The 15054-nt window shown below is 68.2% G+C and carries 14 protein-coding genes; 6 read left to right on the forward strand and 8 right to left on the reverse strand.

Going from position 1 to position 15054, the window contains the following annotated elements; translation table 11 throughout:
- The 4 genes from G3N96_RS20425 to G3N96_RS20440 all read right to left on the reverse strand — a co-directional run.
- Nucleotides 1-1159, reverse strand: a 1159-nt coding sequence (locus G3N96_RS20425; protein ID WP_206138264.1) for a hypothetical protein, incomplete at its 3' end; no start/stop codon positions are given.
- Between the two features lie 70 nt (nucleotides 1160-1229).
- Nucleotides 1230-2120 carry a cupin-like domain-containing protein gene (locus G3N96_RS20430; protein WP_124578868.1) on the reverse strand — a complete coding sequence of 297 codons (891 nt, stop codon included), beginning with the start codon at nucleotides 2118-2120 and terminating at the stop codon, nucleotides 1230-1232.
- 28 nt (nucleotides 2121-2148) lie between these two features.
- Nucleotides 2149-3576 (reverse strand): MBL fold metallo-hydrolase, encoded by a 1428-nt coding sequence (locus G3N96_RS20435; protein ID WP_206138265.1) that lies wholly within the window; start codon nucleotides 3574-3576, stop codon nucleotides 2149-2151.
- A 129-nt stretch (nucleotides 3577-3705) separates the two neighbouring features.
- On the reverse strand, nucleotides 3706-3915 hold the full coding sequence (locus tag G3N96_RS20440; RefSeq protein WP_089476361.1) for an MbtH family NRPS accessory protein: 210 nt from the start codon (nucleotides 3913-3915) through the stop codon (nucleotides 3706-3708).
- Between the two features lie 330 nt (nucleotides 3916-4245).
- Between G3N96_RS20440 and G3N96_RS20445 the strand changes: the two genes are divergently transcribed.
- Nucleotides 4246-5046 carry an alpha/beta fold hydrolase gene (locus G3N96_RS20445; RefSeq protein ID WP_124578864.1) on the forward strand — a complete coding sequence of 267 codons (801 nt, stop codon included), beginning with the start codon at nucleotides 4246-4248 and terminating at the stop codon, nucleotides 5044-5046.
- A 58-nt stretch (nucleotides 5047-5104) separates the two neighbouring features.
- Here G3N96_RS20445 and G3N96_RS20450 read toward each other — a convergent pair whose 3' ends face one another.
- On the reverse strand, nucleotides 5105-5806 hold the full coding sequence (locus tag G3N96_RS20450) for a TetR/AcrR family transcriptional regulator (RefSeq protein WP_206138266.1): 702 nt from the start codon (nucleotides 5804-5806) through the stop codon (nucleotides 5105-5107).
- Between the two features lie 52 nt (nucleotides 5807-5858).
- On the opposite strand from G3N96_RS20450, the gene shc reads away from it, so the two are divergent.
- Nucleotides 5859-7913, forward strand: coding sequence for a squalene--hopene cyclase (shc, locus tag G3N96_RS20455; protein ID WP_206138267.1), 2055 nt, complete (start codon nucleotides 5859-5861; stop codon nucleotides 7911-7913).
- 25 nt (nucleotides 7914-7938) lie between these two features.
- On the opposite strand, the gene G3N96_RS20460 is transcribed toward shc, so the two are convergent.
- Nucleotides 7939-8601 carry an ankyrin repeat domain-containing protein gene (locus G3N96_RS20460; RefSeq protein ID WP_206138268.1) on the reverse strand — a complete coding sequence of 221 codons (663 nt, stop codon included), beginning with the start codon at nucleotides 8599-8601 and terminating at the stop codon, nucleotides 7939-7941.
- A 177-nt stretch (nucleotides 8602-8778) separates the two neighbouring features.
- Between G3N96_RS20460 and G3N96_RS20465 the strand changes: the two genes are divergently transcribed.
- Nucleotides 8779-9159, forward strand: a complete 381-nt coding sequence (locus G3N96_RS20465) for a cupin domain-containing protein (RefSeq protein WP_206138269.1) — start codon at nucleotides 8779-8781, stop codon at nucleotides 9157-9159.
- Between the two features lie 27 nt (nucleotides 9160-9186).
- Here G3N96_RS20465 and ampC read toward each other — a convergent pair whose 3' ends face one another.
- Nucleotides 9187-10356 carry a class C beta-lactamase gene (gene ampC / locus G3N96_RS20470; protein ID WP_206138270.1) on the reverse strand — a complete coding sequence of 390 codons (1170 nt, stop codon included), beginning with the start codon at nucleotides 10354-10356 and terminating at the stop codon, nucleotides 9187-9189.
- Between the two features lie 153 nt (nucleotides 10357-10509).
- On the reverse strand, nucleotides 10510-10827 hold the full coding sequence (locus G3N96_RS20475; protein WP_143329568.1) for a hypothetical protein: 318 nt from the start codon (nucleotides 10825-10827) through the stop codon (nucleotides 10510-10512).
- Nucleotides 10828-10968: 141 nt separating this feature from the next.
- Between G3N96_RS20475 and G3N96_RS20480 the strand changes: the two genes are divergently transcribed.
- Genes G3N96_RS20480 through G3N96_RS20490 form a run of 3 tightly spaced genes read left to right on the forward strand, consistent with a single transcriptional unit; the run spans nucleotide 10969 to nucleotide 15040 of the window.
- Nucleotides 10969-12261, forward strand: a complete 1293-nt coding sequence (locus G3N96_RS20480) for a hypothetical protein (protein WP_206138271.1) — start codon at nucleotides 10969-10971, stop codon at nucleotides 12259-12261.
- The gene (locus G3N96_RS20485; protein ID WP_206138272.1) at nucleotides 12255-13037 is read left to right on the forward strand and encodes a DUF1266 domain-containing protein; all 783 of its coding nucleotides are present in this window, start codon (nucleotides 12255-12257) and stop codon (nucleotides 13035-13037) included. Before G3N96_RS20480 ends, G3N96_RS20485 begins: the two co-directional genes overlap by 7 nt.
- Before the next feature lie 14 nt (nucleotides 13038-13051).
- A complete protein-coding gene (locus G3N96_RS20490) occupies nucleotides 13052-15040 on the forward strand; it encodes a DUF4034 domain-containing protein (RefSeq protein ID WP_241022743.1) in 1989 nt (662 codons plus the stop codon).
- Nucleotides 15041-15054: the final 14 nt, after the last annotated feature.

Below are 15054 nucleotides of genomic sequence, written 5' to 3' on the forward strand. Positions count from 1 at the left end.
CGAACGCGTCGGCCGACCATGCGTCAGCGTCGCGCGGCGCGTCGCGCATGGCGTCGATCTCCGCCAGCAGCGCCCGCCCGTGCGCGCCGAGCGTGGCCACGCACATCCGGTCCGCCGCGGCGACGAGCTGGTTCAGCCCGGCCGTCATCTGGCGCAGCACCGTCCCCGCCGGCCATTGCCGCGCCCGCGCGATCTCGGCCTCGTCGCCCTGCAGCAGCATCGCCAGATCCTCGCGGGCGATTTCGTGCGCGAGCGGGCTCGTGTGTTCGGTGGACCAGTCCTCGAAGCGCGCCAGCGCGTCGCGAAACGCGTGCGTGCGCGCGTGCCCGGGCACCGCGTCGAGCGCGACGATCAGCGCGCGCAACTGCTGCGCCGCGCGCACCGCGAACAGGTATTTTTCGGCTTCGAGCTTCAGGAACGCCGCCGCGTAGCGGTAGAAGCCGGGCTCGGCCGCGCTCGCTTCGGCGCCCGCCAGCGGCGCCGGCTCGATCATCGCGCGATAGGCCTGCTCGACCATCGTCTGCGGCCCCGCGCACACCGAGTTGCGGCCGACGAGCAGGCCCGCCGCCTCGGCGACCAGGTAATACGCGTCGCTGGCGAGGCACGGCGCGGCCGGATCGCCGCCCGACGCCATCCGCTTGATCAGCGAGATATGCACGATCCGGTGCATGCCGAGCGAGATGCGGTAGATGATCGACGGCACGACGGGAATGCCGTCCGGGTCGGCCGGCTGCTCGCGCCGGCGGATCAGGTACGCGGGCAGCAGCTGGCACAGCTTGCTGATGAACCACAGGTCGAGCATCGACACCGCGCCGTCGTGGCCGCGCAGGCGGCAATACCCGTCGCGCAGCGTCGAGATGGTCGGCAGCACCAGGTGCCAGTGGTTCGCGAACTGCCGCAGCGACGAGATGTTCATCGGCAGCGCGTGATGAAACCGGCTGCCCTCGTACTCGCAGCGCGCGGCTTCGATCTCGATGCCGTCGCGCGCGTCGGCCGGCGCGATCTCCTCGCCGAGCGGGCGAAAGAAGCTGTCGCGATACGCGACCATCGAGCCCAGCATCGAGCGCCAGTAGAACTCCGGTTTGTCGAGCGCGCGCGGCCCGTGATAGCCGGTCGCGTACAGCGCATCGATGACGGTGAAATCAAACTCGTTCTGCATCATGGCTTCCTGGAGAGACTCGGCCGCCGGCGCGGCGGCCCGATAGAACGAACGGCGTGGCGCCAGCGCGTCAGCGCGGCATCGACATCGGCTTGCCGGCCGTGCCGGCCGCGCGGCCCCACCGGCGCGCGAGCGCCTGCCACAGGCTCGCGAGCTCGACCCGGCAGAAGGTCCGCACGGCGCGGGGCGACCACCACCAGTAATTCACGTTGATCGAATCGCTCAGCGATTCCACGTAGTGCCACCAGCCGGGCGGCAGGTACAGCACCTCGCCCGCCTCCAGCACGAAGTCGTGGCGCGGCGCCGACTGCACGCGTGGAAACCGCACCGGATCCGGATCGCTCATGTCCACCGGGCTGAAGATCACCGGCAGATCGCGGCGCTGCCGGTAATACACGTTGGCGGACTGCCCGGGCGCGAACAGCACCCAGCGCTTGCGGCCGTACACCTGCACGTTCAGGTTCTCGTGCCGGTCGAAATGCATCGGCGACGAGATCCCCGCGGGGCCGAGCCAGAAGCCCGGCCGCAACACCAGCCTGCGCCGCAGCCAGTTCGGCATCCAGCCGGGAAAGCCGTGCTGCTCGTGCAGCGGCGCGATGTCGTCCTTCAACTCCGGCGCCGTCGAATAGATCGCCGCGTAGGTGATGTACGCCGTGCGGGCGCTGCCCTGCGCCTGCATCGCCCGGATCGTCGCGCCGAGGCGTGCGGTCTCGTAACGGCGCGCGCCCAGGTACAGGTCCGGCTGCGTCGGCGTCGGCGACAACTGCGAGGTCTCCACCGTGATCTCGTGCTCGCCGTAGCGCTCGACGAAGAAATCCGGCGTCCAGCGCGTGCGCGCGGGCCATGCTTCGATGAATCCTTCCAGCACGGCCGGATGCTTCAGTCCGGCCAGAACGTCGCGCATGCTGCGGCTGCCGTCATAGCGAATCCGCGGCATCGGCACAATCTTGCTGCCAGTCATCGTGGGGCTCCTGTCGACGGGAAGAAAATCAGGACACCTGCCAGTCGCCGCGGTGGCGCAGCACGTCGCCGGGCAGCCAGCGAATCACGCGGGTGGCGCCGCCGAGTGCGCCGATGCGCGCGTCGATCTGGTCGAGCGTGTCGGCTTCCGCGGGCTCGCCGTTGATCCAGCCGATGTCGCAGATCTCGGTGGCGATGCCGCAGAACCCGTTCGCATACGGCGCGAACGCGCGCGCGCCGGCGCGTGCGCAGAGCTCGCCGATGCCGTCCGGGCCGAGCGTGATGGACGGGCCGTCGCCCGCCTCGGCGATGCGCGGCAGGCGTTGCAGCTCGGTCATCGGCAGCACCATCCAGAACGTGAACAGACCCTGCCAGAACGGCGCCTTGCGCAGTTCGCGGCAGCAGCTCAGGACCAGGTCGGGCCGGCCGCGACGGGCGACGGACTGGTCGATCACGTCCATCACCGAGCCCTTCGCATCCTCGCCGCTGTCGACGAGCAGGATCACCGAGAACTGCGGCGTCGTGATCCGGTAGCAATTGCCCCAGTTGCGCACGTCGTGCGGCGGCACGGCCGCGCCGATGGTCGGCTGCTCGCCGTAGAACGGCAGGATGTCGATCTCGATGTCGCCGATCCGCACCGTCTCGCCCCAGCCGGGCGCGAGCACCGTCTGCCCGACATCGCGTAGCGACTGCTGCATGTCGTCCTGCGCCAGCAGCGATGCGACCGGGATGCGCGGCACGATGACGGGCACCGATCCGTCGCCGCCGTGCCGCAGGATCGTCGGGACATGCCAGTGGTCGAGATGGCCATGCGTGACGAGCATGCCGTCGATCCGCTGGCCCAGGTTGGACGGCGCGCGATCGAGATCGGGCAGGCCGACGTTGCCGCCGATCGCGAGGCTGATCGGGTCGGTCAACAGGCGGGTGGTGTCGGAGGCGATCAGCAACGATGCGTGTTCGAGCCGCTGGATGCCCGGGCCGTCGAACGCCGGCCACGCCAGCGCCGCGTCGCCCGCGGGCCGTTCGCAGCCGAGCAGGCGGGGATCCGCGTACAGCGCTGACAGCGGCTGCCAGTGGTTGCGCTGCAGCGCGTCGCGCAGCGCGTTCGCGAGTTGCGGCACGTCGCCGGCGGCAGTGTCGAGCACGATCGGCTCGCCGTGCCGCGGCGCGAGCGCGAGCGTCCAGCGGTCGCGCTGCTGATGCAGATCGTAGAGCAGCGCGCGGCTCGCGATGCAGCCGCCGGCCGCCACCGAATCCGGATCGAACAGCTCTTCCAGGAACGGATAGCGCGCAATCGCGTCGCGCAACAGGGCGGCGCAGGCGGCCGGCTCGAATTTCGCTTCCATGAATTGCTGCATGAGCGCGTCCTGCCGCTCGATCAGCCGGCCCAGGTCATGCGCGCGCGAAGCCAGAATGCCTGTATTGAGGAAGACCCCCAGGCGATCATCGACAGACATGGTGTGTTTTGCCCTCGGATTCTCTCGGCGAAACGCTGCATGCGCCCGCGCGCCCCGTCACCGGGCCGCGAGATGCCGCATCGTTCCTTTATCTTTTATTGCGCCGTGCGTGGCGCGACGCATCGACCGTCAGGCCGACAGCGCGACCCGGACGCTCAATGGCCGCATGTCGGTCCAGTTGGCGTTGATCCATTCGAGACAGGCGTCCCGGGTTCCCGACGGGCCCGCCGCCCGCCAGCCGTCCGGCACGAGCTTGTCGTCCGGCCAGATCGCGTATTGTTCTTCGTGATTGACGACCACCTTGAAAATGGTGTCGTGGTTCGGCATTTCGGCTTCCATGTCTCTCTCGTTTCAATAATCGATCAAGCGTGTCGCACGCATAACATGATTCGATATTTCTATAAAAACAGCATGCCCAGCCATGCCAGGCAACGATGCAAGCACTTTGAAATCGAAGCGAGCAGACTTTACCATAAGCCATCCGAAAACAATTACATTTCTATTGAATAAAAACAAAGTAAATCATAAGCAGCGACAGCCAATAATCCAGGCCATTGTTTATAAATATGTGAACTCATGACAAACAAGCTGTTCTTTCGATTAAATCGATAATCAGCATAATTGTTTGAATATTTTGTACGGTTCGTTTTTAAAGCGGAGTCCCGACGCATGGCCTTGCTACCCAGTACCCTCACCATTCCGCGCGAGCGCCCGGCGGCCCGGCACCGGCTGCTGGTGTTCCATCACGCGTGCGGCGCGGCAGCCAATTACTACCGGTGGGCGGCGTCCTTCCCGGACGATATCGAGATCTGGCTGATCGAACTGCCCGGTCGCGGCAAAAGCCTGGGTACGCGCGCGATCGATACGTTGTCCGAACTGATCGACTTTCTGCGGGCCCTCCGCCCGCTGCTGCCGCGCGACTACTCGGTGTTCGGCCACAGCATGGGGGCGCTGATCGCGTACTGTTTCGCGCGCGACATGGCGCAACTGGGGCATCCGCCCGTCTGGCTCGGTGCGTCCGGCACGGATGCGCCGTTCTACCCGCATCGCCACGTGCCGCTTGATGGTGCACCGGTGCATCGTCGCGACGACGCGGACATCGTCGACTATGTCGTGTCGCTCGGCGGCACGCCGCGCGAAGTGGCCGAGCACGACGCGCTGCGGGCGATGCTGCTGAAGCTGGCCAAGGCGGATTTCCGCGTGATCGAGACGTGCTTCCCGCTGCCGTCCGCAACGGCGCTGCCCTGCCCCGTCACGGTCTTCTCGGGCCGCGACGACACGTTGCTGAGCCCCGCCGGGCAGCGTGACTGGTTGCGCGCGTCACAGCACACGGTCACCTTCCACGCATTCGACGGCGGGCACTTCTATCTATTGGAAAACCCCGCCGCCGTTCAGCACGCGATCGGCGAGGCGTTGGCCGATGCGGTGCGATGCGACACCGCCGAGGCGTCGGCCAGCCCGTGCCGCTGACGTCGACGCGCGGTGGTGCCGGCCGTCGCGCGGGCGCCCGGGCACCACGACGCTTGCATCACGCGGCGCCGTCGCGCCCCTTCGGGAACACGCCGCGGCTCATCGCGTCGAGCTGCCGGCCGATCTCCGCGCGCAATTCGGCGGAGATCTCGAGGCTGTCGAGCAGTTTCGAAATCCACAGCCCGTCGGCGGCGAGCCGGCAGATCATCAGCGTCGCGGCCTGCTCGAGCGGCACGGGGTCCGGCCGCGTCCATTCCCGCATCGGCACCGACCAGCGCGCGCGCGTGTCCTGGTCGGTAATCATCGATGCGACCAGCACGCGCAGCACATCGGTGCTCGCGACCGACTGCGACTCGTCGAGCACCGCGTGCATGTAGGCCCGCGCCACCGCGCCGGCGCCCTCGGCATCCGCCGCCACCCGCGCGGCCATCTGCGCGGCGAACCGCTCGGTCGCTTGTCCGAACAGCGCATCCAGCAGCCCCTGCTTGTTCGCGAAGTGATACTGCAGCGCGCCTTTCGTCACGCCGGCCCGCTCGGCCACCGCATCGAGCGTCAACGCGGCCACGCCGTGATGTGTCGCGATTTCCGATGCCGCCGCCAGCAACTGCGCACGCACCTGATCCGGCGCTTTTTTCCGACGCACGCCGGCGGTGGGAACGGCCGGCGCCGCTGCGGCTTCAGGCGCCCGCGCACCGGCCGTTCCAGCCGGTTCGACGGGCGCGGACGCGTCATGCGGCGCGGGTTCGAGGTGTTTTTTCATGGTGCGGATGGTAGCACCCGGCGTCTCGATATAAACATTCCGGCCGGATGGTATGATCCGCCGCATGACTACAGCCACCCCCTCCCCCTGGTCCGCGCTCGACACTGCCATCGCCCGTGGACGCGACGCCCTCGTGCGTCTCCAGCAGCCCGACGGCAGCTGGTGTTTCGAACTCGAATCCGACGCGACGATCACCGCGGAATACATCCTGATGATGCATTTCATGGACAAGATCGACGACATCCGCCAGGAGAAGATGGCGCGCTACCTGCGCGCGAACCAGCGGCTCGACACGCATGGCGGCTGGGCGCTGTACGTCGACGGCGATCCGGACGTGTCGTGCAGCGTGAAGGCGTACTTCGCGCTGAAGGCGGCCGGCGACAGCGAACATGCGCCGCACATGGTCCGCGCGCGCGCCGCGATCCTGAAGCTCGGCGGCGCGGCCCGCGCGAACGTGTTCACGCGCATCCTGCTCGCGACGTTCGGCCAGGTGCCGTGGCGGGCGACGCCGTTCATGCCGATCGAGTTCGTGCTGTTCCCGAAGTGGGTGCCGATCTCGATGTACAAGGTCGCGTACTGGGCGCGCACGACGATGGTGCCGCTGCTGGTGCTGTGCTCGCTGAAGGCGCGCGCGCGCAATCCGCGCAACGTCTCGATCCGCGAGCTGTTCGTCACGCCGCCGGACGAGGAACGCCGGTACTTCCCGCCCGCGCGCGGCATGCGCAGGCTGTTCCTCGCACTCGACCGCGCGGTGCGCCACGTCGAGCCGCTGATGCCGAAGGGCCTGCGGCAGCGCGCGATCCGCCATGCCGAGGCGTGGTGCGCGGAGCGCATGAACGGCGAGGACGGGCTCGGCGGCATTTTCCCGCCGATCGTGTATGCCAACCAGATGATGCAGGTGCTCGGCTACCCGGACGACCATCCGCTGCGGCGCGATTGCGACAACGCGCTGGAGAAGCTGCTGGTCACGCGGCCGGACGGCAGCATGTACTGCCAGCCGTGCCTGTCGCCGGTGTGGGATACCGCGTGGAGCACGATGGCGCTCGAGCAGGCGCGCGGCGTGGCGGTGGCGGAAGACGGCGCGCCGGGCGACGCACGGCGCGCACTCGACGAACGCATCGCACGCGCGTACGACTGGCTGGCCGAACGCCAGGTGAACGACCTGCGCGGCGACTGGATCGAGAACGCGCCGCCCGAGGTCCAGCCGGGCGGATGGGCATTCCAGTACGCGAACCCGTACTACCCCGACATCGACGATACGGCGGTCGTCACCGCGATGCTCGATCGCCGCGGCCGCACGCATGCCAACGCGGACGGCACGAACCCGTATGCAGCGCGCGTCGCGCGCGCGCTCGACTGGATGCGCGGGCTGCAGTCGCGCAACGGCGGCTTCGCGGCATTCGACGCCGACTGCGACCGCCTGTACCTGAACGCGATCCCGTTCGCCGACCACGGCGCGCTGCTCGATCCGCCGACCGAGGACGTGTCGGGCCGCGTGCTGCTGTGCTTCGGTGTGACGAAACGCGCGGACGAACGCGAGTCGGTCGCGCGCTGCATCGACTACGTGAAGCGCACGCAGCAGCCCGACGGCAGCTGGTGGGGCCGCTGGGGCACGAACTACATCTACGGGACGTGGAGCGTGCTGGCCGGCCTCGCGCTCGCCGGCGAGGACAAGTCGCAGCCGTATATCGCACGCGCGATCGAATGGCTGCGCTCACGGCAGCATGCGGACGGCGGCTGGGGCGAGACGAACGACAGCTACATCGACCCGAAGCTGGGCGGCACCAATGGCGGCGAGAGCACGTCGAACTTCACCGCGTGGGCGCTGCTCGCGCAGATGGCGTTCGGCGACTGCGAATCCGATTCGGTGAAGCGCGGCATCGCGTATCTGCAGTCGGTCCAGCAGGAAGACGGCTTCTGGTGGCACCGCTCGCACAATGCGCCGGGCTTTCCGCGCATCTTCTACCTGAAATATCACGGCTACACCGCGTACTTCCCGCTGTGGGCGCTCGCGCGCTACCGGCGGCTGGCGGGCGCGACGGCCGCGCGGGCGGCGGCCGCGCACGGTGCGACGGCCGTCAAGTCAGCGGCCACGGTGGTCGCCTGAGCGTTAACGTGACGGCGCAAGGCCGTCACACGAAGCCCTCTTCGACCAGCGTGCAGCCGTGCGCCGTGATCTCGTGCCGCTGGCCCGAGCCGCCGACCACGCGGCTCCAGCTCTTCGACACGAGCACGGCCGCGGCGCCGTCGGTGCGCAACGCATAGTCGAACCCGCCATACATGCCCGGCACCGCGAACCATATGCGTCCGGCCTGCGCGTCGAGTTCAAGCAGCGGTTCGAGTTCGGGCAGGCGCAGCGCGTCGACGCGCAGGTGTGCGATGCGGCCGAGCATCATCTCGTGGAAGTGGCGCTGGATGTCGCGCGGCGTTTCGGCGGGCACGAAGCGTCGCGGCTGCGGCGTCAGCAGATCGATCAGGTGCCGATGCCCGCGCTGCGCGGCGATCTCGACCGGGCGCGCGCCGTCCGCATCGCGCAGCATGCGCCACGCGCCGAGCTGCAACAGTTCGGTGACGACTTCTTTCGGCGCACCGTTGTATGCAGCCTGGTGCAGCGGGGTATAAAGCGACTGCCCGCCAAGCCGTGTCGCGTTGACGAGCGTGTGCTCTTTTGCAATGCAGTCGAGCATCGTCGCCCAGTCGCCGTTGCGCGCCGCGTCGGCCAACGCGTGCCGGCTCGCGACCTGCGCGTCGTCGAGCACATCGGCGCCCGTGATTCCATCCCATGTGATGCCCAACCGCTTTCTCCTTTCGCCTCTCGCGTATCCAGCCGGCGCGTCGTCCGCTCATCATAAGCGTTCGTCACGGCCGCGCGTTCGCGGCACGAGAAGCGGCGCCGGCAACCGCCCAACCCGCCCGCAAGTATGGAATCATGCGAACGCGCCGTCGGCGCGTTCAATTCACTTCGACTCAGGATGCCAGCCGTGCTCGACATTTCCACCATCACCGATGCCCTCGCCCCGAATGGCGAACCCGTGCAATACCGCGTGCCGCCCGAGAAGCTGCTGGCAGGCGACCCGCTGCAGACGCTCACGCCCGGTTTCACGAGCCCGTGCGGCCGCTTCTCGACCGGCATCTGGGAAAGCACGCCGGGCCGCTGGCGGGTCGCATACACCGAAGCGGAATACTGCGAGATCCTGGCAGGCACGTCGGTGATCACCGACGAGGAAGGCAACGCGAAAACCCTGCGCTCCGGCCATCGCTTCGTCATTCCGCCGGGCTTTCGCGGCACGTGGGAAGTCGTCGAGCGCACGCGAAAGATCTTCGTCGCGTACGAAACGCAGCCGACGGAGTAAGTCGCACCGGCCCCGGCGTCGGAAACGTTACCGCCGGCCGTCGAGCGCGCCGAGGATCCCGTACGCGGCCTTCACGCGGTCCTCGTTCGGATAGCTGCGGTTCGCGAGCATCACGATCGCGATCCGCTTCGACGGGACGAACGCGACATAGGTACTGAAGCCGTTGGTCGAGCCCGTCTTGTTGATCCACGTATTCGCGTTCGGCGCGAGCGGCGGCTTGATCGCGGCGGCCGGTAGCCCGTCACGCAGCATCTTCATCGAGTTGCCTTCGAGCAGCGTCGGCAGCGCGACCGGATACGGGTACTGCTCCCAGATCAGGTCCTGCGTCAGCGGCCCCGCGCGGAAATAGCCGGTGTGCGTGCGTTCGAGCGCGCGCTGCAGGCGCGGCGCGGTTTCGATCAGCCCCATGTTCGCCTGCACGAAGCGCAGCAGGTCGGCCGCCGTGGTCCGCACGCCGTAGGCCGGCTGCCACAGCATGCCGCCCGTCATCCGGATCGGCTTGCCTTCCTGCGTATAGCCCTGCGCATAGTCGGCCTGGCGCGCGTCGGGCACGTTGATGTACGTGTGCGTCATCCCGAGCGCGGGAAAGAGCCGCTGCTCCATCAGCACCGCGAAATCCTTGTGCATCGCCTTCGCGGTGAGCCACCCGAGCATGCCGACCGACACGTTCGAATACGTACGGTACGTACCCGGCGCGTGCGCGGGCCGCCACGCGCCGAGATAGCGGATCAGGCCCGCGTCGTCGCGGATGCTGTCCGGCACCTGCACGGGCATGCCGCCGGACGTGTGCGTGCCGAGATCGCGCAGCGTCACGACACCGAACGGCTTGCCCTGCAGCGCGGGAAGGTATTTGCCCACCGGGTCGGCCAGCGACAGCTCGCCGCCCTCCTGCGCGTCGGCCGCGAGTGTCGCGGTCAGCGTCTTGCTGACGGAGCCGATTTCGAACAGCGTATCGCCGGTGACGGGCTTGCCCGATCGCGTCGACATCACGCCGTAGTCGAACACGTAGGGCTTGCCGTCGGCGACGATGCCGATCGCCATGCCGGGAATCGCGTACTGCTTCATCAGCGGCGCGATGTGGCGGGTGACGGTGTCGTGGAGTTCGTCCTGGGTGACGGCGGCCGCGCGGCCGGCCGTGGCGGTGGCGCACGCGGCGACGAACAGGGTCGCGGCGAAGCGTGTCGCGTTGAATCGCATGGTTGCGGTTCCTTTGATTTCTGATGGTTGCGTGGACAACTGATCCGGCCGTGCCGTGCGGTAGTCGCAGTGGCCGGCCTGCCGAAGCAGGACTATCCCCTGTCGATCCGCCGCCAACAATCGACGATATGTTGCGCGAGACTAAAGAAAATCTTATGAGATACGCGAAGGACTGCTTTGGCGTGATGCCATTGCCGAACCGCTCGTCGTTTTGCCGGAAAAACCTGTCGGTTTTAACAGCATGCAATCCGGCGGACGAATCGCACCGCATCGAAAATCGGTGAAAAAGAGATAAGTCTTGTCAGATCCCGATGCACTGGCGCATCGCGCGATTGATTCACCCGCGCGGATCGCAGTAGACTCGCGAAAGCAAAAAATAAGATCCATCCTGAGAGAACCAATGAATCGCCATTCGCTGATCGCCTGCTCCCGCGTCATGGGCTGTCGCCCGGTCGCGTGATTTTCACGCATCGATCGCTCCGCAGCGGGTACACGCCACGCCGCCGCGCGCCACGTGCGCGCCCGTTCGCTGCATCGCCCGCCAGCCGAAAGAACCGCCAGGGTCCCGCGCGCAAGGCCCGCGCACGCCCTGCCTGACCGGAGAGCAACCCCGTGACCGAAACCGTGGCCGCGTCCGCCTATCGGCCGCGCGATGTCGTCAATGCGCCCGACATCAAGGCGGCCATCTCCCGCCGCAGCGCCGAGCGCGGCGATCCGGCCGACATCCGCGCGTGGCTCGGCAACCACTTCTTCCGCTGGGTCGTCGGCGCGTTCGAGCAGGCGCAGCCGCTCGATTCGCTTGCCGACTACCGCGCGCTCGCCGGCGCCGACCGGCCGGCGCCCGACTGGCTCGTGCGCCGGTTCCGTCCGCAACCGGCCTCCGGCGCGGCGGCCGATCCAGCGCCGCTGCCGGCCGTCGAACCCAAGCCGCTCTACTTCATCGATCCCGAGCACATGCTGCTGACCGACCGCGAGCGCGTGCTGGTCGAATTCCTGCGCTCGCGCGCCGGCACGCGGCTCGCGCAGAAGCTGCAGCGCATCACGTGCACCATGGCGCTCGACATGTGGGAGCGCGAGCACCAGCGCATGCAGGCGCGTCGCGACAAGGGCTGGGTGCCGAGCAGCGGCCTCGCGCTGCGTGAGGTGCTGCGCACGCCGAACGGGATCGTGTTCGAATTCGCGGGCGACCACGTGGCGCTGCGCGAGGAACTCGCCTACGAGTCGTACTACATGCAGCACTGCCTGGGCCAGTTCGCGGATCGCCGCCGGCTGCGCGGCGGCTACGGCGAACAGTACGCGCAAGCCGCGCAGGAGGGCCGGCTGCGCCTGTTCACGCTGCGCGGCGCGGGCAACCAGCCGCACGTGACGATCAGCCTGCAGGTGACCGGCAACGGCCTGCGCATCGACCAGATCAAGGGCAAGCAGAACCGCCATCCGGTGCGCCGCTACGCCGACGACGTCCGCCAGTTCCTGCGCGCGCTCGCGCCGCGCGGCGAACGGCATCCCGATTGCGAAGGCATGGGGCTCGTGTTCGAACCGGACACGCCGGGCGCGGGCACCGGCAAATGGACCTTCGTCACCGACGTGCGCTCGCCCGACCATCTGCTGAGCGTGATGAGCGAGAACTTCCACCTGATCGAGCATTTCCCGCAGCCGCCGGCGGTACTCCAATGGCTGTTGCTGCGCAACGCGCCCCATGCGCTTGGCCAGCTTCGGCAAATCGATCCGGCCGTTGCAGCGGCCGCGCGCCACGCATTGCCGGCCGATGCGCTGCCGGCCGCGCAAACGCCCGGCGACGCACCACCGGCAACCACCGCGTTCGAGATCGAAGGCATCGCGATCGATCCCGCGCTGTGCGCGACGTTCGCGTTGGCTGCGCCGGCAGACGGGAGCGCGCCATGCTGAAATGGCTGATCGGCGCAGCCGTGCTGTGGGCCGTGTGGTACGTGTGGCGGTCGGTCCGGGTCGCGGCGCGGATGGTGCGCGAAGTCGACGCCGACCAGGTCGCGGGCGCCGACGCCGCGGTCACGGTCCGGCAGACCGCCGCCGTCAAGCTCGCCCAATCACTGGCCGAGCAGGCGCCACCGAACCGCCGCCGCTGGTCGCTTGCACTCGCCGACATCCTGCTGATCCGCAACGGGCTGCGCTGCGATTGCGACGCGCTCGTGTACGCACTGCCCGACGCGCAGCGCGACAAGCTCGCCGCCCAGCTGCGGCGCGAGCTCGACCTGCCGGCCGACCTGCCCGAGTGGCAGGTCGTGCAGCGCGTGCCGGCCATCCTCGCCGGCTGGATACGCGGCGTCGGCCGCTCGCACGAAGGCTTCTACGAACAGCTCGCCGCCGAAGGCCGCGTGCGCGATGCGCTGGCGTTCGATTGCGCGCGCACCGCGTTTCTCGTGCGCTGCATCGCATTGCTCGGCTGGGCGTCCGAACAGCATGCGTGGGTGGTATTGCTGCTCAATGCCCAGCGCGCGCAGGACAGCTTCGACAGCTGGGAAGACTTCGGGCTCGCGTATGCACGCGCGCGCCAGCACTGGCTGCGCGGCAGCGGCCAGGACGGCCCCGCGTCGTCGCGCGCGACCCAGGAAGTGCGCGAGCACCTGCGCAATCCGTCCGGAAACTGGCTTTCGCTGCCGTGGAAGCGCTACCGCATCTTCGATCCCCAACCCGTTTCGTCATGACCGCCGACACCGACATGTCCTCCGTTCCCGCCGACCTGATTCCGCCCGCGAAGTCCCGCTGGTTCATCTGCGACGTCGACGCGCTGCTGCGCGCAGGCGAGTTTGCCGCGCTCGACACGCAGCTCGATGCCGCGCTCGCCGCGAGCTTCACCGACCGCACCGCCGAAGCGCAGTACGTCGACGCACTGCCCGCCGACGTGCAACCCTGCATCGAAGCCGGCGCGGAAGGCCTCGCGCGCCTGCGCGCATGGCAGGCCGCGAGTCCACGCTCCGCCCATGCGTGGCTGTGCGAAGCGCACTACTGGCACCACTGGGCGTACGAGTATCGCGGCGGTGGCTGGGCCGAGACGGTGACCGAAGCCGGCTGGATCGGCGCGCATGCGTGCGCGGCGCTGACGATCGTCGCCGCGCTGCGCGCGCTGGTGCTTGCGCCGACGATGTGGAGCGCGCCGAAGGTGATCTTCACGAGCGTGTCGTCGTTCGGCGAGCCCGAGTGGCTCACGCAGCTCGTACGCGAGCGCCGCTGGCCCGTCACCGAACTGCACCTGAACGTCGGCGCCGAAGACGCAGCCACGCGCGCCGAACTGCAGCGCATGCTCGCGCGCTCGGGATTGAATCCCGACGAGCCGGTCGCCTGCCCGGCGGAATTTCCCGACGCGCTGCCCGGCCCCGTCCAGGGCAAGAAGCTGCGCAAGGAAAAGTGGTACTGGATGGAGGCGACGCTGCACATCCACCCGACCCAGTACTTCTCGATGCGCACGTTCATCTGGTACATGCAGCCGCGCTGGGGCGGCTCGCACGATCACGTCCGCGCCTTCATCGATTCCGATGCGTGCGCGCACCTCGACGCGGTCGAGAAGGACCGGCTGCGCCACGAGATCTGGCGCGACGAGTATTACGGCGAGACGCTGGATTCGGATGACGACGACGACACCGTACGCCGCGCGATGGCCGCGACGCTCGCCCGCGCGAACGCCGCGCTGCATCCGTATCACCGCTGGGAGACGCTGCACTGGCTCGCGCGCAGCCATTTCATGCGCAACGAAGACGAACAGGCATACGCCCGCCTGCAGGAAGCCGAACGCAACGAGCCGATCGACGACAACCGCGCGATGGCGATGGGTTTGCGGCTGACGCTCGCCCTCGATCCGCATGGCGACTGGCTGACCGGCGCGATCCAGCGTGCGTCGGACGCACGCGCCTGCACGGCGGCGATGATCCTGCGCGGCTACGCGCATCGCACCGGCACGTTCGGCTTCGCCCAGGACGACGCGCGCGGCGCTGCATGGCTGGAAGCCGCGCGCCTGAACGAGCCCGGCTCGCTCGCATGGAACCAGCTCGCCACCGCGATGGAGGATGGAAACCGGCGCCCGGCCGATGCCTTTGCAATCTGCCAGCTCGGCTACGAGGCGGGCGGAAATTCATGCGGCTACCTGCTCGGCTGCTTCTACAGGGACGGCACGCATGTCGAGGCCGACCCGTACCGCGCCGCCCACTTCTTCCGCGAGTCGATGGAGGCCGGCGGCAACGTGGCCGCTTATAAACTGGGATACACGTACCACCACATCGGCCAGACCAGCACGGATCGGGCCGAACGCGCGCGCATGCAGGTCGAGGCCGTCGAGGCCGCGCGCAAGGCGCACGAGATGGGGCATACGGATGCGCTCGAGAGCATGCTGATGTTCATCAGCGACATCGAGGATCATGCGTCGCGTCATCGCTATCTCGACGAACTGCGCCAGCATGCCGAAGCGGGCCATCCGGCCGCGATGGCCACGCTGTCGTTCTGCCTCGCCGACATCGGCGACAAGTCGCTCTACGACTATCGCGAAGGGGTGCGCTGGATCATGGGCGCCCAGGCGATCGCACCGGACGACGAGTTCGTGCGCACCATCACGCGCATCAGCTACGAGGACGGCATGCTCTCGAGGCTGCGGTTCAAGATGCAGCGCAAGCAGATCAAGGCGCACGAGATTCCCGGCGCCGACAACGCGATGGTCTGAACCCCGGGCGGCAA

The organism is Burkholderia sp. Se-20373 (assembly GCF_017104705.1).
Classification (GTDB): domain Bacteria; phylum Pseudomonadota; class Gammaproteobacteria; order Burkholderiales; family Burkholderiaceae; genus Burkholderia.

Coding starts and splice junctions, on each gene's coding strand:
- G3N96_RS20430 (WP_124578868.1), bottom strand. CDS start 2,120: ATGACTGGCAGCAAGATTGTGCCGATGCCGCGGATTCGCTATGACGGC.
- G3N96_RS20435 (WP_206138265.1), bottom strand. CDS start 3,576: ATGTCTGTCGATGATCGCCTGGGGGTCTTCCTCAATACAGGCATTCTG.
- G3N96_RS20440 (WP_089476361.1), bottom strand. CDS start 3,915: ATGGAAGCCGAAATGCCGAACCACGACACCATTTTCAAGGTGGTCGTC.
- G3N96_RS20445 (WP_124578864.1), top strand. CDS start 4,246: ATGGCCTTGCTACCCAGTACCCTCACCATTCCGCGCGAGCGCCCGGCG.
- G3N96_RS20450 (WP_206138266.1), bottom strand. CDS start 5,806: ATGAAAAAACACCTCGAACCCGCGCCGCATGACGCGTCCGCGCCCGTC.
- shc (WP_206138267.1), top strand. CDS start 5,859: ATGATCCGCCGCATGACTACAGCCACCCCCTCCCCCTGGTCCGCGCTC.
- G3N96_RS20465 (WP_206138269.1), top strand. CDS start 8,779: ATGCCAGCCGTGCTCGACATTTCCACCATCACCGATGCCCTCGCCCCG.
- ampC (WP_206138270.1), bottom strand. CDS start 10,356: ATGCGATTCAACGCGACACGCTTCGCCGCGACCCTGTTCGTCGCCGCG.
- G3N96_RS20475 (WP_143329568.1), bottom strand. CDS start 10,827: ATGCGTGAAAATCACGCGACCGGGCGACAGCCCATGACGCGGGAGCAG.
- G3N96_RS20485 (WP_206138272.1), top strand. CDS start 12,255: ATGCTGAAATGGCTGATCGGCGCAGCCGTGCTGTGGGCCGTGTGGTAC.
- G3N96_RS20490 (WP_241022743.1), top strand. CDS start 13,052: ATGTCCTCCGTTCCCGCCGACCTGATTCCGCCCGCGAAGTCCCGCTGG.